Source organism: Kitasatospora xanthocidica, from assembly GCF_014656195.1.
In the GTDB taxonomy this organism is placed as follows: Bacteria; Actinomycetota; Actinomycetes; order Streptomycetales; family Streptomycetaceae; genus Kitasatospora; species Kitasatospora xanthocidica.
In genome coordinates this window covers 417,508-441,067 of the sequence record NZ_BNBY01000005.1, presented here as the reverse complement: position 1 = coordinate 441,067, position 23,560 = coordinate 417,508, and the positions used below count along the sequence as shown (strand labels likewise).

The window sequence follows — 23,560 nt, the reverse complement described above, 5'->3', positions numbered from 1 at the left end:
GCACCGTCCTGGTGCCGTGCCGTCAGCATTCGGGCCGACGAACGGGGCGCCGCGAGAAGCGGGCGGCCACCGGGCGCTGCCGCAGCCGGCGGGCCTCCTTGGCCTCGCGCACCAGGCGCTCGTGCTCGGCCTGGGCCACGAGCTCGTGGGCCTGTTGCTGGAAGGTCTGGTACTCGATCATCTTCGGTTCCCCCTGCGGGTCTTCACTGCGTTTCGCTGACAGGTAAGAGCTTCCTCTCCCAGTGGGGGGTGCGGCATCGGGAGCGTGCCCGATCTTCCGGGGCCCGGATGCCTTAGATCGGGGCCCGGGAAAGGTTTAAGGCCCGGCCTCACCCCATTACGGAGGTGAGACCGGGCCTTAGGCCTTACTTAGAGGGACTTAGACGCCTTAGATGCCTTAGGAAGACAGGCCTAGCGGCCTAGGCGCCCCCGATCGGGAGCCCGCTCAGCCGGAGACGCCCAGCTTTTCGAAGATCAGGTCCTTCACGCGGGCGGCGTCCGCCTGGCCGCGGGTGGCCTTCATGACCGCGCCGACCAGCGCGCCCACGGCCTGGACCTTGCCGTCACGGATCTTGGCGGCGATCGCCTCGTTCTCAGCGATGGCCTTGTCCACCGCCTCGCCCAGCGCGGAGTCGTCCGAGACCACGGCCAGGCCGCGCTTCTCGACGATCTCGTCCGGCTCGCCCTCGCCGGCCAGCACGCCCTCGATGACCTGGCGGGCCAGCTTGTCGTTCAGCTTGCCCTCGGCGACCAGCGCGGCGACCCGGGCGACCTGCACCGGGGTGATCGGCTGCTCGCTCAGCTCGGTGCCGGTCTCGTTGGCGCGACGGGCCAGCTCGCCCAGCCACCACTTGCGGGCCTGGTCGGCCGGGGCACCGGCCGCGATGGTCTCCTGGATCAGCTCCACCGCACCGGCGTTCAGGACGGACTGCATGTCCTTGTCGGTGAGGCCCCACTCGGCCTGCAGCCGGGCGCGGCGCACCCGCGGCAGCTCGGGCAGGGCGGCGCGCAGCTCCTCGACCCACGCGCGGGCGGGGGCCACCGGCACCAGGTCCGGCTCGGGGAAGTAGCGGTAGTCCTCGGCGTTGTCCTTGATCCGGCCCGAGGTCGTGGTGCCGTTGTCCTCGTGGAAGTGGCGGGTCTCCTGGACGATGGTGCCGCCGTCGGTCAGCACCGTGGCGTGCCGCTGGATCTCGTACCGGGCGGCCCGCTCGACGCTGCGCAGCGAGTTGACGTTCTTGGTCTCCGAGCGGGTGCCGAAGGTCTCGGTGCCGTTCGGGCGCAGCGACAGGTTGACGTCGCAGCGCATCTGGCCCTTGTCCATCCGGGCCTCGGAGACGCCGAGCGAGCGGATGACCTCGCGCAGCTCGGCCACGTACGCCTTGGCGACCTCGGGGGCGCGCTCGCCGGCGCCCTCGATCGGCTTGGTGACGATCTCGATCAGCGGGATGCCGGCCCGGTTGTAGTCCAGCAGCGAGTGGGTGGCGCCGTGGATGCGGCCGGTCGCGCCACCGACGTGGCTGGACTTGCCGGTGTCCTCCTCCATGTGGGCGCGCTCGATCTCCACGCGGAAGGTCGAGCCGTCCTCCAGCTGCACGTCGAGGTAGCCGTTGAAGGCGATCGGCTCGTCGTACTGCGAGGTCTGGAAGTTCTTGGGCATGTCCGGGTAGAAGTAGTTCTTCCGCGCGAACCGGCACCACTCGGCGATGTCGCAGTTCAGCGCCAGGCCGATCTTGACGGCCGACTCCACGCCGATCGCGTTGACCACCGGCAGCGAGCCCGGCAGGCCCAGGCAGGTCGGGCAGGTCTGGCTGTTCGGCTCGGCACCCAGCTCGGTCGAGCAGCCGCAGAACATCTTGGTCTTGGTACCGAGCTCGACGTGGACCTCAAGGCCCATCACCGGGTCGTACGACGCCAGAGCGTCCTCGTAGGAGACCAGGGTCATGACGCTCACAGCGTCCCTTCTCAACTAAAGACTCGGGAGGTACGGGCCCGGCCGCCGCTCACGCGGGGCCGGGCCTGGGCACTCGGCTCGGCTCAGCCCAGCAGCACGTCGTCGGAGCCCAGCCGGCGCAGCTCGCGCACCAGCAGGGCGGTGCCGGTGACCAGCGCGGCCGCGCCGACCAGGGCGTTGACCAGCTTGAGGGTGTCGCTCTCCTCGCGGGCCTTGCGGACGTCCTTGACCACGGAGATCGCGCCGAAGGCGCTGGTGCCGATGGACAGCCACAGACCGGGCTTGGAGTGCTTGAAGCCCTTCAGCGAAGCGGACTGGGACTTCGCCTTCTCGATCTTGCTCACAGTGCCGGTGCCTCCTCCAGCAGGGTGTGCCCCCACTTGTCGTTGAGTGCGGCCTCGACGGCGCCGCCCACGCGGTACAGGCGGTCGTCCGCCATCGCGGGCGCGATGATCTGCAGGCCGACCGGGAGATTGTCCTCCGGAGCGAGGCCGACCGGCAGCGACATGGCCGCGTTGCCCGCCAGGTTCGACGGGATCGTGCACAGGTCGGCCAGGTACATCGCCATCGGGTCGTCGGCGCGCTCGCCGATCGGGAAGGCGGTGGTCGGCGTGGTCGGCGAGACCAGCACGTCCACGCCGGCGAAGGCGGTGTCGAAGTCCCGCGAGATGAGCGTGCGGACCTTCTGGGCCGAGCCGTAGTAGGCGTCGTAGTAGCCCGAGGACAGGGCGTAGGTGCCCAGGATGATGCGGCGCTTGACCTCGTCGCCGAAGCCGGCCTCGCGGGTCAGCGCGGTGACCTCCTCGGCCGAGCGGGTGCCGTCGTCGCCGACCCGCAGGCCGTAGCGCATCGCGTCGAAGCGGGCCAGGTTGGAGGAGCACTCGCTGGGCGCGATCAGGTAGTACGCCGGCAGCGCCAGGGTGAACGACGGGCAGGAGACCTCGACGACCTCGGCGCCCAGCTCGCGCAGCAGCTCCACCGACTCGTCGAAGCGCTGCATCACGCCGGCCTGGTAGCCCTCGCCGGCGAACTCCTTGACCACGCCGATCCGCATGCCGCGGACGTCGCGCATCCGCGCGGCCTCGACCACGGCCGGGACCGGCGCGTCGATCGAGGTGGAGTCCAGCGGGTCGTGCCCGGCGATGGCCTCGTGCAGCAGCGCCGCGTCCAGCACGGTGCGGGCGCACGGGCCGCCCTGGTCCAGGCTGCTGGAGAAGGCGACCAGGCCGTAGCGGGACACCGAGCCGTAGGTCGGCTTGACGCCGACGGTGCCGGTGACGGCGCCCGGCTGGCGGATCGAGCCGCCGGTGTCGGTGCCGATCGCCAGCGGGGCCTCGAAGGCGGCCAGCGCGGCGGCCGAACCGCCGCCGGAGCCGCCGGGGATGCGGGTGAGGTCCCACGGGTTGCCGGTCGGGCCGTAGGCGGAGTTCTCGGTGGAGGAGCCCATCGCGAACTCGTCCATGTTGGTCTTGCCCAGGATGACGACGCCGGCGTCCTTGAGACGGGTCGTCAGCGTGGCGTCGTAGGGCGGGATCCAGCCCTCGAGCATCTTGGAGCCGCAGGTGGTCGGGACGCCCTTGGTGGTGAAGACGTCCTTCAGCGCGAGCGGGACGCCGGCCAGCGGGCCCAGCTCCTCGCCCTTGGCGCGCTTCTCGTCGACGGCCCTGGCCGCGGCCAGCGCGCCGTCGGTGTCGACGTGCAGGAAGGCGTTGACCTTCTTGTCGACGGCGTCGATGCGGTCCAGGTGCGCCTGTGCGACCTCGACGGCCGACACCTCACCCTTGGCGATGGCGCCCGCGGTCTCCGCGGCGGTGTACTTGATCAGCTCGGTCATCTCGGTCAGTCCTCCCCGAGGATCTGCGGCACACGGAAACGCTGCTCCTCGGCGGCGGGGGCGCCGGACAGCGCCTGCTCCGGGGTGAGCGAGGGCCGCACCTCGTCCGCGCGCATGACGTTGGTCAGCGGCAGCGGGTGGGAGGTCGGCGGGACGTCCTGTCCGGCGACCTCGGAAACGCGGGCGACCGCGCCGATGATCACGTCGAGCTGCTCGGCGAAGTGGTCCAGCTCTTCGGGCTTCAGCTCAAGACGCGACAGCCGGGCGAGGTGGGCGACCTCCTCGCGCGTGATGCCAGGCATGCAGCGATCCTCAGGGTGAGTTCTGGTGAGACCCGGCGGTGCCTTGCGAGCGGTGCCGGGCCCGGGCAGGAGCAGCCTGGTTCGGCGCTCCGTCCTCATGGTCTTTGGACCCCATCCTATGGGGCCCGGCCCGGCCACCGGCCAACGAGTGAGCCGAGGTGCCCGTCACTGCCGGAGCGGGGTGTCCGTCCCGGTGTCCCCCGGATGCCCCCGGGTGTTCCCGGCGGCCCCGCCGCCGGGTGCCTCACTGCGGGCGGGAGGGGGCCCAACTCTGCGGCCCCGGCGCCTTGATCTCCAGCTGCGCGGCCTGCACCGCCTGGACCACGGGCGGCAGCACGGGGGGCAGGACCGGCGGCAGGACGGGCGGGAGCGTCGGCGGCAGCACCGGCGGGCCGGCCGGCTGGACCACCGGCTTGCCCCCCTGGACCGGCTGGAGGCCGGCCCGCCACCGGGGCGGCGCGCCCAGCCGCTCCACCGGCGGGGCGCCGGTGCGGTGCACCCGCAACCAGGCGGTGGCCTGCTCGGCCGGCAGCGCCGCCGACACCAGCCAGCCCTGGACGGCGTCCACGCCCATGCAGTGCAGCCGCTCCCAGGTCTCGTCGTCCTCGACGCCCTCGGCGACCACGGTCAGGCCCAGCGAGTGGGCGAGCTCCACCGAGCAGCGGACCACCGCCGCGTCGTGGTCGTCGGCGACCATCCGGGAGACGAAGGAGCGGTCGATCTTCAGCTCGCCGACCGGCAGGCTGCGCAGCCGCACCAGCGAGGAGTGTCCGGTGCCGAAGTCGTCCAGGGACATCCCGACGCCGTAGCCGCGCAGCTCCGCGAGGGTGTCGGCGGCCCGCCGGGAGTCGTCCAGCAGCAGCCGCTCGGTGATCTCCAGCTGGAGCGCGTGGGCCGGCACCTGGTGGCGCACGAGATGGCCGGCGACGCGCTGGGCGAAGCCGGGGTTGAGCACGTCCCGCGGCGAGACGTTGACCGCGACCTGCACCTGGAGGCCCTGGTCGCGCCAGTACGCGAGCTGGCCGACCGCCGCCTCCAGCACGTAGTCGGTGAGCCGGGGCATCAGCCCGCTGGACTCGGCGAGCCCGACGAACTCGTCCGGGGAGACCCGGCCCTGGCCGGGGCGGTCCCAGCGCAGCAGCGCCTCCAGGCCGACCACCCGGCCGTCGAAGGCCACCTTCGGCTGGTAGTGCAGCTGCACCTCGCCGGTCTCCAGGGCCCGCCGCAGGTCGCCGAGCAGCCCGATCCGGTACGGGGTGTCGGCGTCCTGGGTCTCGTCGTACTGGGCGACGCCGTGGCAGCCGCGCTGGGCGTGGCCCATCGCGACGTCGGCCCGGCGCAGCAGGGACTCGGCGTCCTGGGCGTGCTGCGGGTAGACGCAGACGCCGCCGGTGGCCTCCAGGACGAGCAGCAGCCCGTCCAGCCGGATCGGGGCGGCGAGTTCGGTGATCAGCGCCTTGGCGACCCGTTCCAGGCTGTCCGGGCAGTTGATGCCGGGCAGCAGGACGGCGAACTCGTCGCCGCCCATCCGGGCCACCATCGGGCGGCCGCGCCGGTAGTGCCGGGGCAGCCCGGCGAAGACGTCGTCGATGGACTCCCGGGTGGGGCTGCCGGCCGGGCCGCCGGAGCGCAGCGCGCGGTGCAGCCGGCGGGCGATGTGAACCAGCAGCCGGTCACCAGCCGTATGACCTAGTGTGTCGTTGAGTGATCGGAATCGATCGAGGTCAAGCAGGATGAGACCGACGCTGTAGCCCTGGTCGCACTCGGCGATCGCCTCCTGGGCGGCCAGCAGCAGGGCCTGACGGTTGGGCAGGTCCGTCAGCGGGTCGGTCAGCTGGTCGCGGGCGCGGTCCCGGGCGATCCGCCAGGCCGCCACCAGCACGGCCAGGGGCACCGCGAACAGCGGCAGCAGCTCGGGTTCGTACCGGTAGACCAGGACGGCCAGCGGGATGAGCGGCGCGGCTCCGGCCAGCAGCACGCCGAGCAGCAGGACCGCACCCGCCACCCCCTGCGGCGGGCGTGTGGGCGCACCGCCGGTCGTACGATCCATAAGCCCTGTCCTCCGTCGGGCCCGCCCCGTCAGGCCGCCTTACGGTGAGGCACCGTGCCGGTACCGACAGCTGCCGGGCATGGAGCGACCCCGAGGAGCACCGGCTCAGCCGGTGCCCCCACCCCTGCTGACACTCTGTTGCGCTCCAGGGTATGCCGGGGTCGACCCGGTGGGCAGACTTTCGGACAACCGGAAACGCGCCACCGCGCCCGGGTGTCGCACAGTGACACAATGCCCGCTTTCACCGTACGGCACCCGGTGACGCTGCATCAGGACGATAACAACCCGGTTCCGGCCACCCGCCGCTCGGGGCGGCCCCGGATCAGCCCTCGGCGGGCTCCTCCCGCGGCGGCGCGGCCTCCTCCGGCTCCGGAAGTCCCAGGTGGGCGCGGGCGGCGGCCGGCCCGTCGGCCAGCAGGACGGCGAAGCCCGCGTCGTCCAGGACCGGCAGTCCGAGCTGAACTGCCTTGTCGTACTTGGACCCTGGGTTGTCACCGGCGACCACGAAATGGGTCTTCTTCGAAACCGAACCGGTCACCTTCGCTCCGCGCGAGGTCAGCGCCTCCTTGGCACCGTCCCGGGTGTGGCCGGCCAGCGTGCCCGTCACCACCACGGTCAGACCCTCCAGCGGGCGCTCCGCCTCCTCCTCGTCCGCGAACTCCTCGGTGAAGCGGACACCGGCGGCACGCCACTTCTCCAGGATGTCGCGGTGCCACTGCTCCTGGTACCACTCCACCACCGACCGGGCGATGATCGGACCGACGCCCTCCACCGCGGCCAGCTCCTCCTCGGTGGCCGAGAAGATCCGGTCCAGGTCACGGAACTCCCGGGCCAGCTCCTGCGCCGCGACCGGGCCCACGTGCCGGATCGAGAGACCGTTGAGGAACCGCCACAGCGGACGGTCCTTCACCTTCTCCAGGTTCTCCAGCAGGACTCCGGCGGTCTTCTTGGGCTCGCCCTTCTGGTTGGCGAAGAAGGTGGCCTTCTTCTCCTTGCCGGTGCGGTCGTCCAGCTTCGGCATGCCGGTCTTCTGGTCCCGCACCAGCACCTCGATCGGCAGCAGCTGCTCCATCGTCAGCCCGAAGATGTCGCCCTCGTCCTTCACCGGCGCCTCGGCCGGCTCCAGCGGCTGGGTCAGCGCCGTCGCCGCGACGTAGCCCAGGCCCTCCACGTCCAGCGAGGACCGGCCGCCCAGGAAGGCGATCCGCTCCCGGATCTGGGCCGGGCAGAACTGCGCGTTGGGGCAGCGCAGATCGATGTCGCCCTCGGCCATCGGACGCAGCTCCGCCCCGCACTCGTGGCAGTGCGAGGGCATCACGAACGCCCGCTCGGTGCCGTCGCGCAGGTCCTCCACCGGGCCGAGGATCTCCGGGATGACGTCACCGGCCTTGCGCAGCACGATCGTGTCGCCGAGCAGCACGCCCTTCGCCTTGACGACGTCCTGGTTGTGCAGCGTCGCGTACTGCACCATCGAGCCGGCCACCTTCACCGGCTCGGCCAGCACCGCGTACGGGGTGGCCCGGCCGGTGCGGCCGATGCCGACCTTGATCTCGGCGAGCTTGCCGGTGACCTCCTCCGGCGGGTACTTCCAGGCGATCGCCCAGCGCGGGGACTTGGAGGTGGCGCCGAGCCGGCCCTGCAGGGCGATCTCGTCCACCTTGACGACCACGCCGTCGATCTCGTGCTCGACCGAGTGCCGCTGCTCGCCGAACTTCCCGATGAACGCCCGCACCTCGTCGAGGGTCTTCACCACCCGGTTGTGCCGGGCCGTCGGCAGCCCCCACCCGCGCAGCAGCTCGTAGGCGTGCGACTGGTTGTCGATGTCGAAGCCGACCCGGGCGCCGATGCCGTGCACCACCATGTGCAGCGGGCGCGAGGCGGTCACGTGCGGGTCCTTCTGGCGCAGCGAACCGGCCGCCGCGTTGCGGGGGTTCATGAACAGCCGGATCAGCGCCCGGGGCCGCTTGCCCTCCTTGGCGCGCTCCTCGTTCTCCGCGCGGCGGCGCTCGTTCTCCGCCACGAACGAGGCGTTGAGCGCCTCGAAGGCCTCGGTCGGGAAGTAGACCTCGCCGCGGATCTCCACCAGCTCGGGGACGTCCTCCCCCTTGAGCTGGTGCGGGATCTCCTTGATGGTGCGCACGTTGGCGGTGATGTCCTCGCCCACCCGGCCGTCGCCGCGCGTCGCCGCCTGCACCAACTGGCCGTTCTCGTAGGTGAGGTTGACGGCCAGGCCGTCCACCTTGAGCTCGCACAGGTAGTGGTAGTCGATGCCGTGCAGCTCGCCGGCGACCCGCTCGGCCCAGGCGGCGAGCTCCTCGTCGTCCATCGCGTTGTCGAGGCTGAGGAGGCGCTCGCGGTGCTCGACCTCGGCGAACAGCCCGGTGGCGGCGCCGCCGACCCGCTGCGTCGGGGAGTCGGGGGTGACCAGGACGGGGTGCTCGGCCTCGATCGCCTCCAGCTCGCGCATCAGGGCGTCGAACTCGGAGTCGCTGACGACCGGTGCGTCCTGCTCGTAGTACCGGACGCGGTGGTCGGTGATCTCCTGCGCCAGCTCCGCGTGCCGCCGGCGCACCTCCGCCGGGACGTCCTCCCAGCCCTCGACAGCCGTCACCGCAAGCCCTCCTACGTTCTCATTCCGGGTTGTCCACCAGGCTCTGCGCCGCCCGCGCCGCGAGCGACAGCGCCCCGCGCGCGTACGCCGGGGAGGCCCCGGCGAGCCCGCAGGTCGGCGTCACCAGCACGCGACGGCCCAGCAGCTCCGGGGCGAACCCGAGCCTGCGCCACAAGGTCCTGACACCCTGGACACTACCGGCCGGGTCCGACACCGCCTGGTCAGTGGAGGGGACGACACCAGCGAGGATCGCCGTGCCCGCCTCCACCGCCTCGCCCAGGTCGTCGTCCGAACGGTCGGTGAGGAGCGAGAAGTCCAGCGAGATGCCGGCCACCCCGGCCCGGCGCAGCAGCGGGATCGGCACGTCCGGCGCGCAGCTGTGCACCACGACGGGGGCGTCCAGGCCGCGGATCACCTCCCGCAGCACCTCCTCGGCGACCTGCCGGTCGACGGAGCGCAGCCGCTGGAAGCCGCTCGCGGTCTTCACCGAGCCGGCCAGCACGGCGGGCAGCGAGGGCTCGTCCAGCTGGAGGACTACCTCGGCGCCGGGGATCCGCTTGCGGACCTCGGCCAGGTGGCGGCGCAGGCCCTCGGTGAGCGAGCCGGCGATGTCCCGGCAGGCGCCGTGATCGGCGAGCGCCTTCTCGCCGTGCCGCAGTTCGACGCTCGCCGCCAGCGTCCACGGGCCGACGGCCTGGACCTTGAGCGCGCCCCGGTAGCCCTGGGTGAACTCCTCCAGGGCGTCCAGGTCCTCGCCGAGCCAGGAGTGGGCCCGCCGGGTGTCCCGGCCGGGGCGGTCGGTGAACCGCCAGCCGCTGGGCTCGGTCTGCGCGAACAGCTCGACCAGGAAGCCGGCGCCGCGGCCGATCATGTCGGCGCCCGGGCCGCGGGCCGGCAGCTCCGGCAGGAACGGCAGCTGCTCCAGCGCCCCGGTGGCGGTCCTGGCCGCCTCCCGGGCGTCGGTACCGGGCAGCGAGCCGACGCCGGTGGCGGCGCCGCGCAGGTCGGGGAAGGGGTGTGGAGTGCTCACCCGCCCGAGCCTAGTGCGCGGCGCCGGTGACCGGTTCCAGCGGCCCGGGTCAGGCAGCTCGGGTCAGCGGCCCGGACGGACGGTGATCTCGGTGATCTCCGCGTCCCGGGAGGCGTCCAGGGCGGCCAGCACCGCCTTGGCGACGGACTCCGGCTCGATCCAGCGGCCGGCGTCGTACTCCTTGCCCTCCTGCTGGTGCACCTTCACCTGCATCGCGGTCGCGGTGCGGCCCGGGTAGACCGAGGTGACCCGGACGCCGCCGGCGTGCTCCTCCTGGCGCAGCGAGTCGGCCAGCGCCTTCAGGCCGTGCTTGCTCGCCGCGTACGCCGACCACTCGGCGTGGGCGTTCAGGCCGGCGCCGGAGTTGACGAAGACCACGTGGCCCTTGGCCAGGCGGAGCGAGGGCAGCAGCAGCCGGGTCAGCTCCGCGGGGGCGACCAGGTTGACGTTCAGCGTCTCCTGCCAGGCCTTCACCGGCAGGTCCCCGACCGTACCCAGCTCGACCACCCCCGCCACGTGCAGCAGCGAGTCCAGCTCGCCGGGCAGCGCCTGGTGGCCGAAGGCCCAGGACAGCTTCGCCGGGTCGCCCAGGTCGCCGACGAGGGTGCGGGCACCGGGGAAACGTTCCCGCAGCTCGGCGGCGCGACGGGCGTCACGGGCCAGCAGCCAGAGGTCGTCCCCGCGCTCGGCGAGCTTCCCGGCCAGGACGGCGCCGATGCCGGAGCCGGCGCCGGTGATCAGATGTGCAGCCATGGGTCCGATCCTCTCAGGCCTTGAGCTGCGCGAACACCTCGGCGGGCGTGTCGGCGAAGGTGACCAGCTCGGTCAGCGGCCGCGGCAGGAAGCCCTCGGCGTCCATCCGCTCCAGCTGGGTCCGCAGGCCCGAGTAGAAGCCCTCGGTGTCCAGGAGGACCACCGGCTTCTCGAACATCCCGTGCTTCTTGAGCTCCAGCACCTCGGTGACCTCGTCCAGCGTGCCCAGCCCGCCCACCAGCACGACGATCGCGTCCGCGCGGGCCGCCAGCTCCGCCTTCCGCTCGGCCAGGTCGGCGGTCATCACCAGCTCGTCCGCGCCGACGTAGCCCTTGTGCTTCAGCATCTCGACCATCACGCCGACCAGCCGGCCGCCGGCCGCCTTCACCTCGTCGGCCAGCAGCCCCATCAGCCCGGCGTTCGACCCGCCCCAGACCAGGGTGTGCCCGCCCTCCCCGAGGAGCCGGGCGAACTCCGCGGCGGGGGCGGAGTAGCGGTCGTCGAGCGAGTACGCGGAGCAGAAGACAGTGATGTTCATAGTGCCCCCTGGTCTATCACGCCGCCCCGGACGAGCCCACCGGCATTACCCCCGGCCACCGCTGCCCGGCCACCGGGGATCAGTCCTTGTACGGAAGGAGCTTCGACAGGCTCAGCGTGAAGCCGAAGGGCTCCGGGATGCCGATCGCGTCGCCGAACTTCCGGTCGCTGCGGACGTGGTACCGGTCGTGGTCCGGCTCGGAGAACAGCGTCACCGTCTGCTGGCGCGGGTCCACGATCAGATAGAGCGGAATGCGCATCACGGCGTAGTCGTGCAGCTTGTCCATCCAGTCGTTGCCCGGATTGGACGGCGAGACGATCTCCACGGCGATCAGGGCTTCCGCGGCGGGAGCCTTGTTCCCCGCCGCCGAGAGCACCTCCACCGGCAGGTACGTCAGGTCCGGCTCGCGGCCCTTGGAGACGTCCGGGCTGACGATCTCGCTCCGCTCGCTGGGGAGGTAGCCGTCGGGGGCGTGCCGCTCGAACTGCCGGCGCACCTGGGCCACGTTGAGCTGATGGATGTTGGACGGCGACGCCTGCATGATCAGCGTGTCTCCGGACCATTCGATCCGGACGCCTTCCGGGGCGATCCGCTCCAGTTCCTCGATGAAGTCGCGGTGCTGCTCGTAGAAGGTCATGCCGTCCTCTCCGGAGGGTGTGCCTCGGGCATCGCTCTTCCGTCCACTATGACGCAACCCGGGTGAATGCCCGGCGGTAGGAGCGGGGTGGGACTCCGCGGCGGCGGACGAACTGTTCGCGCAGGACGGCCGCGCTGCCGTAGCCGACCCGGCGGGCGACCTCCTCGACCGGCAGGTCCGTCGTCTCCAGGAGCTCCTCGGCGCCGCTCAGCCGCAGCTCCCGCAGCCAGGCGTGCGGGGTGGTGCCGGTGGCCGCGGCGAAGCGGCGGGCGAAGGAGCGCTTGCTCATCATCGCCCGCCGGGCCAACTCCGCGACCGGCAGCGGCTCGTGGAGGTGCCCGCGGGCCCAGGCCAGCACCTCGGCCAGCCGCTCGTCCTCGCCGTCCTCGGGGACGGGCGCGGCCAGGTACTGGGCCTGGCCGCCGTCGCGGTGGGACGGCAGCACCATGTCCCGGGCGATGTGGTTGGCCAGGGCCGTCCCGTGCTCCCGCCTGATCAGGTGCAGGCAGAGGTCGAAGCCCGCGGCGGCGCCCGCGCCCGTGGTGATCCGCCCCTCGTCCAGGTAGAGCGCGTCGGGCTCGACCACGACCTCCGGGTACGTCCGGGCCAGCAGCTCGGCGAACCGCCAGTGCGTGGTGGCCCGGCGGCCGTCGAGCAGTCCGGCGGCGGCCAGCGCGAACGCGCCGACGCAGTGCGCCGCCACCAGCGCGCCCCGCCCGTGCGCGGCCGACAGCGCCTCCAGCACGGCGGGCGGGGGCGGCGTACGGAACCCGGCCCCCGGCAGGGCGAGCACCAGGTCGGCGGCGGCCAGCCGGTCCAGGCCGTGCTCGACCGCGATCGGTATGCCGAGGTCGGTCGGGACGCTGCCCGTCCGGTCCGTGCAGAGGGCGAAGTCGAAGCCCGGCGCGGCCTGCCCGTGCGGGCCGAACACCTCGGCGACGATGCCGACGGCCAACATGCCGACGCCGGGCGGGACGTAGGCGGCGACGGTGGTGAAGGGAGCCATCCGTGGATGGTGGCACATTTCCTGCGATCAGTGGCATCCGTGCCACTCGTCGGCGATCGGTCCAGCCGACAGGATCGAACCATGAACGACGCACCCCTCGGCCGCAGCGCCGAGTACCAGGTCCTGACCACCGGCTACGTCGGCTCCACCGGCCCCGGAGTCGCCGCCACCGTCTCCTACATCGCGGACGCCGGACGCCATGTGATCTTCGACCCCGGCATGGTCGCCGGCCACGACGACATCCTCGGCCCGCTCGCCGAGTTGGGCCTCGGCCCCGACGACATCACCGACGTCGTCCTCAGCCACCACCACCCCGACAACACGATGAACGTCGGCCTCTTCGGCAAGGCCCGGGTCCACGACCACAAGGTCGAGTACCAGGGCCACCACTGGACCAACCGCGACGCCGAGGGCTACGAACTCACCCCCTCGCTGAAGCTGATCCGCACCCCCGGCCACAGCCACGAGGACATCACCCTGCTCGCCGGGACGGAGTCGGGCGTCGTCGCCTTCGCCGGCGACCTGTGGTGGCACCGGCACGGCCCCGCCGACGACCCGGTCGCCCCCGACCGCGAGGTCCTGCGCGCCTCCCGCCGCCGGGTCCTGGCGGCGGCGGACGTCATCGTCCCCGGCCACGGCGCCCCGTTCACGGCCGAGGACAACCCGCCGCTCTGAAGCCGTCAGACCGTGACGGCCGGGCGCTCGGTCGTCGCGATGGTCGCGGAGCCGACGACGCGGGTGCCGTCGTAGAGCACGACGGCCTGACCGGGGGCGATGCCGCGGACCGGGGTGTCGAGCTGCACCCGGAGCTCGCCGTCGACCACCGAGGCGGTCACCGGGACCTCCTCGCCGTGGGCGCGGAGCTGGGCGGTGTAGCGGCCGTCGGCCAGGGGCTCGGTGCCGCACCAGCGGGGGCGGATGGCGGTGAGCCCGGTGACGTCGAGGCCCTCGACCGGGCCGACGGTCACGGTGTTGTTGACCGGGGAGATGTCCAGCACGTAGCGCGGCTTGCCGTCGGCGGCCGGGCGGCCGATCCGCAGGCCCTTGCGCTGGCCGATGGTGAAGCCGTACGCACCGTCGTGCTCGCCGAGCTTGGTGCCGTCGACGTCGAGGATGTCGCCGGTCGCGGTGCCGAGGTGCTTGGCGAGGAAGCCCTGGGTGTCGCCGTCCGCGATGAAGCAGATGTCGTGGCTGTCGGGCTTCTTCGCCACGGCCAGGCCCCGGCGCTCGGCCTCCTCGCGGATGGCTTCCTTGGTGGTGTCGCCGAGCGGGAAGAGGGAGTGGGCGAGCTGGTCGGCGTCGAGCACGCCCAGCACGTACGACTGGTCCTTGGCCGCGTCGACGGCCCGGTGCAGTTCGCGCGCGCCGTCCGGCAGGTCGACGATCCGGGCGTAGTGGCCGGTGCAGACGGCGTCGAAGCCGAGGGCGATCGCCTTGTCGAGCAGCGCGGCGAACTTGATCTTCTCGTTGCAGCGCAGGCAGGGGTTCGGGGTCCGCCCGGCGGCGTACTCGGCGACGAAGTCGTCGATGACGTCCTCGCGGAACCGCTCCGCCAGGTCCCAGACGTAGAACGGGATGCCGATCACGTCGGCGGCCCGCCAGGCGTCCCGGGAGTCCTCGATGGTGCAGCAGCCGCGGGCGCCGGTGCGGAAGGACTGCGGGTTGGCGGAGAGCGCCAGGTGGACGCCGGTCACCTCGTGGCCCGCTTCGACGGCGCGGGCGGCGGCGACGGCGGAGTCGACTCCGCCGGACATCGCCGCGAGCACGCGCAGTCGGCCGGTGGACGGTGTGGTCGGGGCACCCGGGAAGTCAGTCATGGTGACTACAAGAGTACGGGGCCGCCGGACATGCCCGGGCGGGGAAAACCTACCGCCGCACCGACGCCAGCCCGGCGTTGCGCGCCCGCTGGACGACCGGCCCGATGGCCTCGGCGAGCGCGGTGACGTCCTCCCGCACCGAGGTGTGCCCGAGCGAGAACCGCAGCGACGCGCGCGCCAGCAGCGGGTCGACGCCCATGGCGAGCAGCACGTGGCTGGGCTGCGGCACCCCGGCGGTGCAGGCCGAGCCGGTCGAGCACTCGATGCCGGCCGCGTCGAGCAGCATCAGCAGCGCGTCACCCTCGCAGCCGGGGAAGGAGAAGTGGGCGTTGGCGGGGAGCCGGCCTCCGGGCTTGGGGTCGCCGTTGAGCACGGCGTCGGGCACGGCGGCCAGCACCGCCGAGACCAGGGAGTCCCGCAGCGCGCCGAGCACCACCGCGTGCTCCTCGCGGTGGGCCACGGCCACCGCCGCGGCGGCCGCGAAGCCGGCGGCGCCGGGGGCGTCCAGGGTGCCGGAGCGCACGTCGCGTTCCTGGCCGCCGCCGTGGAGCAGCGGTACGGGCGTGGCGCCGCGGGAGAGCAGCAGGGCGCCGATGCCGAACGGGCCGCCGATCTTGTGGCCGGTGACGGTGAGCGCGGTGAGCCCGGACTCGGCGAAGGAGACCGGGAGCTGACCGAGCGCCTGCACCGCGTCGGCGTGCATCGGGATGCCGTACTCGGCGGCGACGGCGGCGAGTTCGCGCACCGGCTGGACGGTGCCGACCTCGTTGTTGGCCCACATCACGGTGACCAGGGCGACCGACGAGGGGTCGCGCTCGACGGCCGCGCGCAGCGCCTCGGGGTGCACCCGCCCGTACTCGTCCACCGGCAGGTACTCGACGGTGGCGCCCTCGTGCTCGGAGAGCCAGTGCACCGCGTCCAGGACGGCGTGGTGTTCGACGGGGCTGCTCAGCACCCGGGTGCGGGCCGGGTCGGCGTCGCGGCGGGCCCAGTAGAGGCCCTTGACCGCGAGGTTGTCGGACTCGGTGCCGCCGCCGGTGAACACGATCTCGCTGGGGCGGGCGCCGAGCGATTCGGCGAGCGACTCGCGGGACTCCTCGACCACCCGGCGGGCCCGGCGGCCGGCCGCGTGCAGGGCCGAGGCATTGCCGACCACCCCCAGGTGCGCCGTCATCGCGGCGATCGCCTCGGGCAGCATCGGCGTGGTCGCCGCATGGTCCAGGTATGGCATAACCATCCGATTGTAGAGGGCTTCCGGGCGCCGCACCCCGGGCCTGCGCATCGTTCCGGCCATCGCCCGGCCGGTGACACCGCGGCAGCACTGGTCTGTACCAATGCCGGACGGCGGTGTCCGGACCGATTTGTACCACTGTGCCGTCCAGCGGTTAGCCTGGCGGACGTTTCTCAGCCGGATCCACGGGGGCGTCATGTCGCAGTCGGTCGACCGCGCGCTGACCCTGCTCGACGCGCTCGGTGAGGCCCCGCTCTCGCTGGAGCAGGCCGCGAGCAGCCTCGGGGTGCACAAGTCCACCGCGCTGAGGCTGCTGCGCACCCTGGAGGAGCACGGCTTCGCCCGGCGCCAGCCCGACCTGCGCTACCGCCTCGGCGGCCGGGTGCTCTCGCTGGCCCACCGCGCGCTGGAGGACTTCGACGTCCGGCAGGTCGCCGCGCCGTACCTGGCCGCGCTCAACGCCCGCTGCGGCTACACCGTGCGCCTCGCCGTGCTGCACGACGGCGAGGTGCTCTACCTGGACGAGGTGGCCGGACCGTCGGCCGCCGAGCCGTCCCGGATCGGGCGCCGCGCCCCGGTGACGGGTACGGCGGTCGGCCGGGTGCTGCTCGCCGGGCTGCCCGCGGACGGCGCCGAGGAGCCCGAGCTGGCGGCGGTGCGCCGCCGGGGCTGGGCGGCCGAGTCGGCCGAGCACCGGGAGCCGGTGACCTGCGTGGCCGCACCGGTCGAGGGCAGCGGCGGACGGACGGTCGCGGCCTGCGCGCTGAGCGCCCCGGCCGGCGAGGTGCCGCCGGCCGAGCTGGCCCGGATGGTCCCGGAGCTGCTCTGCACGGCCGAGGCGATCTCGCTGGCGTACGGCGGCTCGCCTACTCCTCGCTGGTGCGAGAACCGTTGCGGTGCCAGGCCCGCGGGGCGCGCCAGCCGTACTTCAGGGCGAGCATCCGCAGGCCGAAGGCGGTGAGCGCGGCGGCGGTGCCGGTCAGGCCGGTGAGCCGGTCGGTGCCGATCAGCAGCGCGACCAGGGCGGCGCCGACCAGCGCCGGGACGGCGTAGATCTCCCGGTCCCAGCGCAGCAGCGAGGGGATCTCCCCGGCCAGGATGTCGCGGATCACGCCGCCGCCGGCCGCCGTCACCATGCCGAGCGCGATCGCGGCGACCGCGCCGAGCCCGTAGTCGTGCGCCTTGGCGGTGCCGGTGACGCAGAACAGCCCGAGCCCGAGGGCGTCCAGGGTCTGCACGGCGCGGTTGATCCGCTCGACCTCGGGGTGCAGGAAGAACACCACCAGGGCGGCGGCGAGCGGGGTCACGAAGTAGCCGAGGTTGGTGAAGGCGGCGACCGGGGTCGCCCCGATCACCAGGTCGCGCATCACCCCGCCGCCGAGGGCCGTGACCTCGGCCAGCACACAGATCCCGAAGATGTCCATGTTCTTGCGGACGGCGAGCAGGCCCCCGGAGAGGGCGAAGACGAAGATGCCGACGAGGTCCAGCGACTGCTGCACGTCGGAGGGGAAGATCTGCGAGGTCACCACACAACTATGACCTGTGCGGAACCCTCCCCTCCGCCTGCGGCCTCAGGCCTCCGACGTACCGGGCGCGTCCTCCGGCCCGTTCTCCGGCCCGTTCTCCGGGAAGTGACACGCCACCTGGTGCCCGGTCTTCAGCGCCACCAGCGGCGGCTCCTGGGTGGAGCAGACGTCCTGCGCCTTCCAGCAGCGGGTGCGGAAGCGGCAGCCGCTGGGCGGGTTGATCGGGGAGGGGACGTCGCCGGTGAGCAGGATCCGCTCGCGCCCGGCGCGCTGCCGGCGGCGCGGGTCGGGGACCGGCACGGCGGACATCAGCGCGTTGGTGTACGGGTGCATCGGGCTGCGGTAGAGCGAGTCCCGGTCGGCGATCTCCACGACCTTGCCGAGGTACATCACGGCGACCCGGTCCGAGACGTGCCGGACCACCGAGAGGTCGTGCGCGATGATCAGATAGGTCAGGCCGAGCTCCTTCTGGAGGTCGTCCAGCAGGTTGACCACCTGCGCCTGGATCGAGACGTCCAGGGCCGAGACCGGCTCGTCCGCGACGATCATCTTCGGCTTCAGGGCGAGCGCCCGGGCGATGCCGATGCGCTGGCGCTGGCCGCCGGAGAACTCGTGCGGGTAGCGGTTGTAGTGCTCGGGGCTGAGGCCGCACAGCTCCAGCAGCTCCTGGACGGCCTTCTTGAGCCCGCCCGCCGGGATCGCGTTCTGCAGCTTGAACGGCGCGCCGACGATGGTGCCGACGGTGTGCCGGGGGTTCAGCGAGGAGTACGGGTCCTGGAAGATCATCTGGATGTCGCGGCGCAGCGGCCGCATCGCCCCGGCGCTCAGGTGGGTGATGTCGGTGCCCTCGAACTCGATCTTCCCGCCGGTCGGCTCGTCGAGCCGGGTGACGAGCCGACCCATGGTCGACTTGCCGCAGCCGGACTCGCCGACGACGCCGAGCGTCTCGCCCGCGTTGACGGTGAAGTCGATGCCGTCGACGGCCCGGACCGCGCCGGTCTGGCGCCGCATCAGTCCGCCGCGGATCGGGAAGTGCCGGGTCAGGCCCGTCACCTTCAGCAGCGGCTCGCGGTCGGGGGCGGGGGCCGGCGACGGGATCGGCGCCGTCTGGGTGTCCGTCATCGGTTCTCTCCAGAAAGGTGGTACGAGGCCGGGCTCACAGCCGGGGCGCGATCTCTTCGGCGAAGATGCGGTGCCGCTCGTCGGCCGGCAGGTGGCAGGCCGCGAAGTGCCCGGGCGCGGCCTCGGCCAGCACCGGGAGCTCGCCGGTGGAGCGCCCGTCGGTCAGGGCGGCGTACGGGCAGCGCGGGTGGAAGGCGCAGCCCGTCGGCACGTTGATCAGGCTGGGCGGGGTGCCCTTGACCGGGACGAGCCGGTCCTGCAGCTCCCGGTCCAGGCGCGGCATCGAGCCCAGCAGGCCCCAGGTGTAGGGGTGTTCGGGCGCGTCGAAGAGGGTCTCGGCCGGCCCGCGCTCGACGCACTTGCCGCCGTACATGACCAGGATGTCGTCGGCCAGTTCGGCGACGACCCCGAGGTCGTGGGTGATGATGATGACGGCGGAGCCGAACTCGTCCTGGAGGTCGCGGATGAGGTCCAGGATCTGCGCCTGGACGGTGACGTCCAGGGCGGTGGTGGGCTCGTCGGCGATCAGCAGCGAGGGGTCGTTGACCAGGGCCATGGCGATCATCGCGCGCTGGCGCATGCCGCCGGAGAACTGGTGCGGGTAGTCGTCCACCCGGCGGTCCGGCTGCGGGATGCCGACCCGGTCGAGCATCTCGATCGCGCGGGTCCTGGCCTGCTTCTTGTTGGCCTCGGGGTGGTGCACCCGGTAGGCCTCGACGATCTGCTGCCCCACCGTGTAGTAGGGGTGCATCGCGGTCAGCGGGTCCTGGAAGATCATCGCCATCTGGCGGCCGCGCAGCTGGCGCACCCGGTCCGGGCCGGCGGTGATCAGGTCCTCGCCGTCGAGCCGGATCTCGCCGCTGATCCGGGCCCGCTTGGAGCGGTGCAGGCCCATGATGCCCAGCGAGGTGACGGACTTGCCGGAGCCGGACTCACCGACGATGCCGAGGGTGCGGCCCTTGTGCAGGTCGAAGCTGACCCCGTCGACCGAGCGGACCAGGCCGTCGTCGGTGTCGAAGTGGATCCGCAGGTCGCGCACGGACAGGAACGGGTCGCTGGACGGTGCCGATCCGGGAGCGGCGGCTGCCGTGGTCTTCTGGAGCTCGGTCACGAGAGCCTCACCCGGGGGTCGACGAGGGCGTACAGGAGGTCGACCACGAGGTTGCAGGCGACGATGAAGAAGGCGGCCAGCAGGGTGACGCCGAGGATCTTGGGCAGGTCGTTGTCGGAGATCGCCTGGACGGCGAACTGGCCGACGCCCTGGAGCGAGAACACCTGCTCGGTGATCAGCGCACCGCCGAGCAGCAGCCCGAGGTCCATGCCGAAGATGGTGACGATCGGGGTGAGCGCGGCGCGCAGTCCGTGCCGGGTGACGACCTTGCGCTCGACCAGGCCCTTGGCCCGGGCGGTGCGGATGTAGTCCTCGCTCATGGTCTCCAGCATCCCGGCGCGGGTGAGCCGGGCGTAGAGCGCGGAGTAGAGGAAGGCCAGCGAGATCCAGGGGAGGATCAGGTTGCGGGCCCACATCAGCGGGTTGTCGGTGAAGTCGACGTACTGCAGGTTGTCCAGGATCGGCCACTCGTAGCTGAACAGCGTGAGCAGCAGCGCACCGGTGAAGAAGACCGGCAGCGACACGCCGGCGAGGGCGACGCCCATGGAGATCCGGTCGAAGATCGACCGCGGCTTGAGGGCGGAGACGACGCCGGTGGCGACGCCGGAGACCAGCCACAGCACGGCCGCACCGGCGGCGAGCGAGACGGTGATCGGGATCCGCTTGGACAGCTCGGGCCAGACCTCCAGGTGGTTCTTGAAGGAGTAGCCGAAGCAGGGCACGTGGCAGGTGGCCGGTTCCGGCCCGAACTTGTACTCGGCGCCGCTGACCAGCCCCTTGAGGAAGTTCCAGTACTGGGCGTACAGCGGCTGGTCGAGGCCGAGGTTCTGCTTGACCGCCGCGATCGCCTCCGGGGAGGGGTTCTTCCCGATGTACTGGGCGGCCAGTTGGTCGGCCGTCTCGCCGGCGAAGCGCGGGAGCAGGAAGAAGATCGCGAAGGTGACCGCGCTGACGACCAGCAGCAGAATCACCGCAGCGAAGATCCTGCGGATGATGTAGGCAAACACAGTTGGGCGGCTCCGGCGGCCCGCCGCCGTCCGGGATCCTCCGGACGGCGGCGGGCGCCGCTGCCTTCACCTGCCTTCAGGGATGCGGAGCCAGGCTCTTACTTGGCGGAGCCGATGTTCAGGTAGTCGTACTCGCCCGAGAACGCCGGGGTGGAGGCCAGGTTGGTGGCGCTGTCCGGGCGGTACAGGAAGACCTTGAAGTAGGTCAGCGGGACGATGACGGCCTGCTCCATGACCTTCTTGTCGATGTCGCCGTAGATCTTCTCGCGGGCGGCCTTGTCCGGGTTGACGGCCGCGTCGTCGATCAGCTTGTTGACGGACGGGTCGTTCAGCTGGGACAGGTTGCTGTTGCCGGAGGCCTTGATCGCGCGGCCGTCGACGACCTGCTGCAGGAAGCCGTAGCCGGTCGGCCAGTCCGCGCCCCACTGCATCATCATCAGACCGATGTTGTGGTCCTGGGTGAACTGCGGCGCGCCGGCGCTGTCGGTCAGGTACTTGCCCTGCGGGTACTGCTGGATCTCGGCGTTGATGCCGACCTTCTTCAGCGCGGCCTGGATCGAGGTGGCGGCGGCGACCTCGGTGGCGCGCTCGGTGCGGGCCGACAGGACGGTGTTGATGCCGTCCTTGCCGCAGGCCTTCAGGGCGTCCTTGGCCTTGGCCTCGTCACCCTTGTTGTCCTTGGTCTCGTACAGGTTGAAGTCCTGGTGGCCCGGGATGTCCGGCGGGAGCACCGTGTTGGCGATCTGGCCGCGGATCGGGCCGCCCTCGGCGGTCTGCACCGAGACCTTGTCGATCGCGAACTGGACGGCCTTGCGGCACTCGACGTTGTCGAACGGCGCGACCTTGGAGTTGATCGCCAGGTAGACCAGACGGCCGCCGTAGGCGTTGTCGGTCTTGGCCTTCAGCTTCGGGTTCTGCAGGATCTGCGCCTGGGTCTGCGGGTCGACACCGCCACCCACCAGGTCGACCTGGGCGTTGCCGGCCAGCAGGTCCTTGTCGATGGTGGCCTGGTCGATGTTCATCTTGAGCTGGATCTTGTCCGGCAGCTGCTTCCGGATCGGGTCCGTGCTCTTGTCCCAGTTGGTGTTCGGGACCAGGGTGGCCTGCTTGCCGTCCTCGTAGGACTCGAACTTGAAGGAGCCCGAGGACACGATGTGCTTGACGTAGTCGGCACCGGTGTCCTTGGCCTGCGGGACCGGCGCGGTCTGCGGGGCGCTCACCAGGTAGTCGAAGTCCGCGAACGGGTGCTGCAGGTGGAAGACGATCGTGGTGTCGTCGGGGGTCTCGATCGACTTCAGATCACCTTCCTTGTCCTTGTACGGGCCCGCGTACGGCGTCGGGTTGTCCACCAGCAGGTCGTGGAAGTAGGTCGGGCCGTTGGAGTTCACGTCCGGCGCGAAGTTGGAGCGCTCGACGGCGTACTTGACGTCCTTCGAGGTGATCGGCGTGCCGTCGTCGTACTTCAGGCCCTTGCGGAGCTTGTACGTCCAGCTCAGACCGTCCGCGCTCGGCTGGCCCATCGACTCGGCGAGGTCGGGGACGAGCTTGTTGCCGTCCTCGCCGGCGGCCGGGTTGAAGGTGGTCAGCGGCCGGGCGTACAGGCGCGAGAAGTTGTAGATGTACGCGTAGTACGTGTTGCCCGGGTCGAGCGAGTCCGGGGTGCCCTTCATCTCGAAGGTGACCGTCCCGCCCTTCTTGTCCGAGGCGTTGACGATGTTCTTGGTGGCCGCGTCGGCACCGGCGCCCGCGGCGGAGGACGAGGAGGAGTCGCCGCTCTTCGACGAGCTGGAGCAACCGGTGACGACCAGGACCGCGGCGGCGGCCATTGCGGTCAGGGCGACGGTACGGGACCTACGCATGGGTGAGATCAACCCCTTGAGGATGTGGAGGAGGGAGGGTCTGACGCGGCGTCAGTTGCTCTTGGGATCGAGGGCGTCGCGCAGCCCGTCGCCGAGCAGGTTGAAGGCGAGCACGGTGATGAAGATCGCCAGACCGGGGACGACCATGTACTGGGGGTCCACCTGGTAGTACCGGATCGCGTCCTGGAGCATTCCGCCCCAGGAGGCCTGGGGCGGCTGGATGCCGACACCGAGGAAGCTCAGCCCGGCCTCGAAGAGGATGTTGGTCGGGATCAGCAGGGTCGAGTAGACCAGGATCGGACCGACCAGGTTGGGCAGCAGCTCCTTGAACAGGATGAACGGGCCGCGGGCGCCGAGGCTGCGGGCCGCGTGGACGAACTCCCGCTCACGCAGCGAGAGCGTCTGGCCGCGCACGATCCGGCCCATGTAGGGCCAGTTGAAGAAGCCGATCACGAAGATCAGCACCATCATGTGCAGCGGCAGGCCGTGCAGGCCGAACGCGCCGCCCTGCAGCGAGGTCGAGATCGCGATCGCGAACAGCAGCAGCGGGAAGGCGAGGAAGACGTCCATGACGCGGCTGATCAGCGTGTCCACCCAGCCGCCGTAGTAGCCGGCCATGATGCCGAGCACGGTGCCGATGGTGTTGGACAGCAGGGTCGCGCCGAAGGCGACCAGCAGGGAGACCCAGGAGCCCTCGATGACGCGGGTGAGCAGGTCACGGCCCTGCAGGGGGTCGACGCCGAGCGGGTGGTCCAGGCTCATGCCGCCCCAGTCGCCGAGCGGCAGACCGCCCAGGTTGGCGTCCAGGAGGTCCTGGTGGAGGGCGTCCGGGTCGAGTCCGAACAGCGACTCGATCGGCTTGGCCAGAACGGCGAGGAGGATCAGGAGGATCACCACGACGCCGCCGGCGACGGCGGCCTTGTCCCGCTTGAAGCGGGTCCAGGCGATTTGACCGAGGGAGCGGCCCTCGATCTTCTTGGCCGGGCCGTCGGGGGCTGCTGCCTCCGGTTCGTTCCCGGCGGTGGTCACGGATGCGGTCATGGTCAGTTGGTCCCCTCGCCGACGGTGGCCGGCCCACGGGTGCCGGTCGCCGGCTTCGGCGCTGCGGCTGCGGACGTGCGAAAGGTGCTAGCTGGAGCGGGTGTTCGCGGCAGTGCGTCGTGCACAGGCAC

21 protein-coding genes and 1 pseudogene are annotated in these 23,560 nt (G+C 71.8%); 2 read left to right on the top strand and 20 right to left on the bottom strand.

Annotated elements, in window-relative coordinates; all coding sequences use genetic code 11:
- Window positions 1-22: 22 nt before the first annotated feature.
- From IE332_RS12295 to IE332_RS12240, 12 genes and pseudogenes are all read right to left on the bottom strand, one after another.
- Window positions 23-181: a hypothetical protein gene (locus tag IE332_RS12295; RefSeq protein WP_189915816.1), complete on the bottom strand. Its 159-nt coding sequence runs from the start codon at window positions 179-181 to the stop codon at window positions 23-25.
- A gap of 264 nt (window positions 182-445) precedes the next feature.
- A complete protein-coding gene (gene gatB, locus IE332_RS12290; RefSeq protein ID WP_189915815.1) occupies window positions 446-1,954 on the bottom strand; it encodes an Asp-tRNA(Asn)/Glu-tRNA(Gln) amidotransferase subunit GatB in 1,509 nt (502 codons plus the stop codon).
- A gap of 83 nt (window positions 1,955-2,037) precedes the next feature.
- Window positions 2,038-2,298 (bottom strand): hypothetical protein, encoded by a 261-nt coding sequence (locus tag IE332_RS12285; protein WP_229928540.1) that lies wholly within the window; start codon window positions 2,296-2,298, stop codon window positions 2,038-2,040.
- Window positions 2,295-3,788, bottom strand: coding sequence for an Asp-tRNA(Asn)/Glu-tRNA(Gln) amidotransferase subunit GatA (gene gatA / locus IE332_RS12280; protein WP_189915814.1), 1,494 nt, complete (start codon window positions 3,786-3,788; stop codon window positions 2,295-2,297). The genes IE332_RS12285 and gatA overlap by 4 nt, the downstream gene beginning before the upstream one ends.
- 5 nt (window positions 3,789-3,793) lie before the next feature.
- A complete protein-coding gene (gatC, locus tag IE332_RS12275) occupies window positions 3,794-4,090 on the bottom strand; it encodes an Asp-tRNA(Asn)/Glu-tRNA(Gln) amidotransferase subunit GatC (RefSeq protein WP_030057414.1) in 297 nt (98 codons plus the stop codon).
- Between the two features lie 244 nt (window positions 4,091-4,334).
- Window positions 4,335-6,077, bottom strand: a pseudogene (locus IE332_RS12270) (putative bifunctional diguanylate cyclase/phosphodiesterase); the annotation flags it as partial.
- Window positions 6,078-6,462: 385 nt separating this feature from the next.
- Window positions 6,463-8,751, bottom strand: coding sequence for an NAD-dependent DNA ligase LigA (gene ligA, locus IE332_RS12265; protein WP_189915812.1), 2,289 nt, complete (start codon window positions 8,749-8,751; stop codon window positions 6,463-6,465).
- 19 nt (window positions 8,752-8,770) lie between these two features.
- The gene (locus tag IE332_RS12260; RefSeq protein ID WP_229928539.1) at window positions 8,771-9,781 is read right to left on the bottom strand and encodes a methionine synthase; all 1,011 of its coding nucleotides are present in this window, start codon (window positions 9,779-9,781) and stop codon (window positions 8,771-8,773) included.
- Between the two features lie 63 nt (window positions 9,782-9,844).
- Window positions 9,845-10,534: an SDR family oxidoreductase gene (locus IE332_RS12255; RefSeq protein ID WP_189915811.1), complete on the bottom strand. Its 690-nt coding sequence runs from the start codon at window positions 10,532-10,534 to the stop codon at window positions 9,845-9,847.
- 13 nt (window positions 10,535-10,547) lie between these two features.
- Complete coding sequence (locus tag IE332_RS12250; RefSeq protein ID WP_189915810.1) at window positions 10,548-11,072, bottom strand: LOG family protein; 525 nt, start codon at window positions 11,070-11,072, stop codon at window positions 10,548-10,550.
- A gap of 79 nt (window positions 11,073-11,151) precedes the next feature.
- Window positions 11,152-11,709, bottom strand: a complete 558-nt coding sequence (locus tag IE332_RS12245; protein ID WP_189915809.1) for a Uma2 family endonuclease — start codon at window positions 11,707-11,709, stop codon at window positions 11,152-11,154.
- Window positions 11,710-11,755: 46 nt separating this feature from the next.
- On the bottom strand, window positions 11,756-12,715 hold the full coding sequence (locus IE332_RS12240; RefSeq protein ID WP_229928538.1) for a GlxA family transcriptional regulator: 960 nt from the start codon (window positions 12,713-12,715) through the stop codon (window positions 11,756-11,758).
- Between the two features lie 81 nt (window positions 12,716-12,796).
- Between IE332_RS12240 and IE332_RS12235 the strand changes: the two genes are divergently transcribed.
- Entirely contained in the window at window positions 12,797-13,390 is a 594-nt protein-coding gene (locus IE332_RS12235) for an MBL fold metallo-hydrolase (protein ID WP_189915808.1), read from the top strand.
- A 5-nt stretch (window positions 13,391-13,395) separates the two neighbouring features.
- On the opposite strand, the gene mnmA is transcribed toward IE332_RS12235, so the two are convergent.
- Window positions 13,396-14,532, bottom strand: coding sequence for a tRNA 2-thiouridine(34) synthase MnmA (gene mnmA, locus IE332_RS12230; RefSeq protein ID WP_189915807.1), 1,137 nt, complete (start codon window positions 14,530-14,532; stop codon window positions 13,396-13,398).
- A gap of 49 nt (window positions 14,533-14,581) precedes the next feature.
- Window positions 14,582-15,763, bottom strand: coding sequence for a cysteine desulfurase family protein (locus IE332_RS12225; RefSeq protein WP_189915806.1), 1,182 nt, complete (start codon window positions 15,761-15,763; stop codon window positions 14,582-14,584).
- A gap of 196 nt (window positions 15,764-15,959) precedes the next feature.
- On the opposite strand from IE332_RS12225, the gene IE332_RS12220 reads away from it, so the two are divergent.
- On the top strand, window positions 15,960-16,724 hold the full coding sequence (locus IE332_RS12220; RefSeq protein ID WP_189915805.1) for an IclR family transcriptional regulator: 765 nt from the start codon (window positions 15,960-15,962) through the stop codon (window positions 16,722-16,724).
- On the opposite strand, the gene IE332_RS12215 is transcribed toward IE332_RS12220, so the two are convergent.
- The 6 genes from IE332_RS12215 to IE332_RS12190 form a co-directional block, all read right to left on the bottom strand.
- Entirely contained in the window at window positions 16,630-17,289 is a 660-nt protein-coding gene (locus IE332_RS12215) for a trimeric intracellular cation channel family protein (RefSeq protein ID WP_189915804.1), read from the bottom strand. The genes IE332_RS12220 and IE332_RS12215 overlap by 95 nt on opposite strands.
- A gap of 45 nt (window positions 17,290-17,334) precedes the next feature.
- Entirely contained in the window at window positions 17,335-18,411 is a 1,077-nt protein-coding gene (locus IE332_RS12210; RefSeq protein ID WP_189915803.1) for an ABC transporter ATP-binding protein, read from the bottom strand.
- 34 nt (window positions 18,412-18,445) lie between these two features.
- A complete protein-coding gene (locus IE332_RS12205; protein WP_189915802.1) occupies window positions 18,446-19,522 on the bottom strand; it encodes an ABC transporter ATP-binding protein in 1,077 nt (358 codons plus the stop codon).
- Entirely contained in the window at window positions 19,519-20,529 is a 1,011-nt protein-coding gene (locus tag IE332_RS12200; protein WP_189915801.1) for an ABC transporter permease, read from the bottom strand. Before IE332_RS12200 ends, IE332_RS12205 begins: the two co-directional genes overlap by 4 nt.
- Window positions 20,530-20,627: 98 nt before the next feature.
- The gene (locus tag IE332_RS12195) at window positions 20,628-22,388 is read right to left on the bottom strand and encodes an ABC transporter substrate-binding protein (protein ID WP_189915800.1); all 1,761 of its coding nucleotides are present in this window, start codon (window positions 22,386-22,388) and stop codon (window positions 20,628-20,630) included.
- Window positions 22,389-22,439: 51 nt separating this feature from the next.
- Window positions 22,440-23,429, bottom strand: coding sequence for an ABC transporter permease (locus IE332_RS12190; protein WP_189915799.1), 990 nt, complete (start codon window positions 23,427-23,429; stop codon window positions 22,440-22,442).
- Window positions 23,430-23,560 lie beyond the last annotated feature (131 nt).

Bases quoted from the DNA above. Each gene is read 5' to 3' on its own strand.
- IE332_RS12295 (WP_189915816.1), bottom strand. From the start codon at position 181: ATGATCGAGTACCAGACCTTCCAGCAACAGGCCCACGAGCTCGTGGCC.
- gatA (WP_189915814.1), bottom strand. From the start codon at position 3,788: ATGACCGAGCTGATCAAGTACACCGCCGCGGAGACCGCGGGCGCCATC.
- gatC (WP_030057414.1), bottom strand. From the start codon at position 4,090: ATGCCTGGCATCACGCGCGAGGAGGTCGCCCACCTCGCCCGGCTGTCG.
- IE332_RS12255 (WP_189915811.1), bottom strand. From the start codon at position 10,534: ATGGCTGCACATCTGATCACCGGCGCCGGCTCCGGCATCGGCGCCGTC.
- IE332_RS12250 (WP_189915810.1), bottom strand. From the start codon at position 11,072: ATGAACATCACTGTCTTCTGCTCCGCGTACTCGCTCGACGACCGCTAC.
- IE332_RS12245 (WP_189915809.1), bottom strand. From the start codon at position 11,709: ATGACCTTCTACGAGCAGCACCGCGACTTCATCGAGGAACTGGAGCGG.
- IE332_RS12240 (WP_229928538.1), bottom strand. From the start codon at position 12,715: ATGGCTCCCTTCACCACCGTCGCCGCCTACGTCCCGCCCGGCGTCGGC.
- IE332_RS12235 (WP_189915808.1), top strand. From the start codon at position 12,797: ATGAACGACGCACCCCTCGGCCGCAGCGCCGAGTACCAGGTCCTGACC.
- mnmA (WP_189915807.1), bottom strand. From the start codon at position 14,532: ATGACTGACTTCCCGGGTGCCCCGACCACACCGTCCACCGGCCGACTG.
- IE332_RS12225 (WP_189915806.1), bottom strand. From the start codon at position 15,763: ATGCCATACCTGGACCATGCGGCGACCACGCCGATGCTGCCCGAGGCG.
- IE332_RS12220 (WP_189915805.1), top strand. From the start codon at position 15,960: ATGTCGCAGTCGGTCGACCGCGCGCTGACCCTGCTCGACGCGCTCGGT.
- IE332_RS12210 (WP_189915803.1), bottom strand. From the start codon at position 18,411: ATGACGGACACCCAGACGGCGCCGATCCCGTCGCCGGCCCCCGCCCCC.
- IE332_RS12195 (WP_189915800.1), bottom strand. From the start codon at position 22,388: ATGCGTAGGTCCCGTACCGTCGCCCTGACCGCAATGGCCGCCGCCGCG.
- IE332_RS12190 (WP_189915799.1), bottom strand. From the start codon at position 23,429: ATGACCGCATCCGTGACCACCGCCGGGAACGAACCGGAGGCAGCAGCC.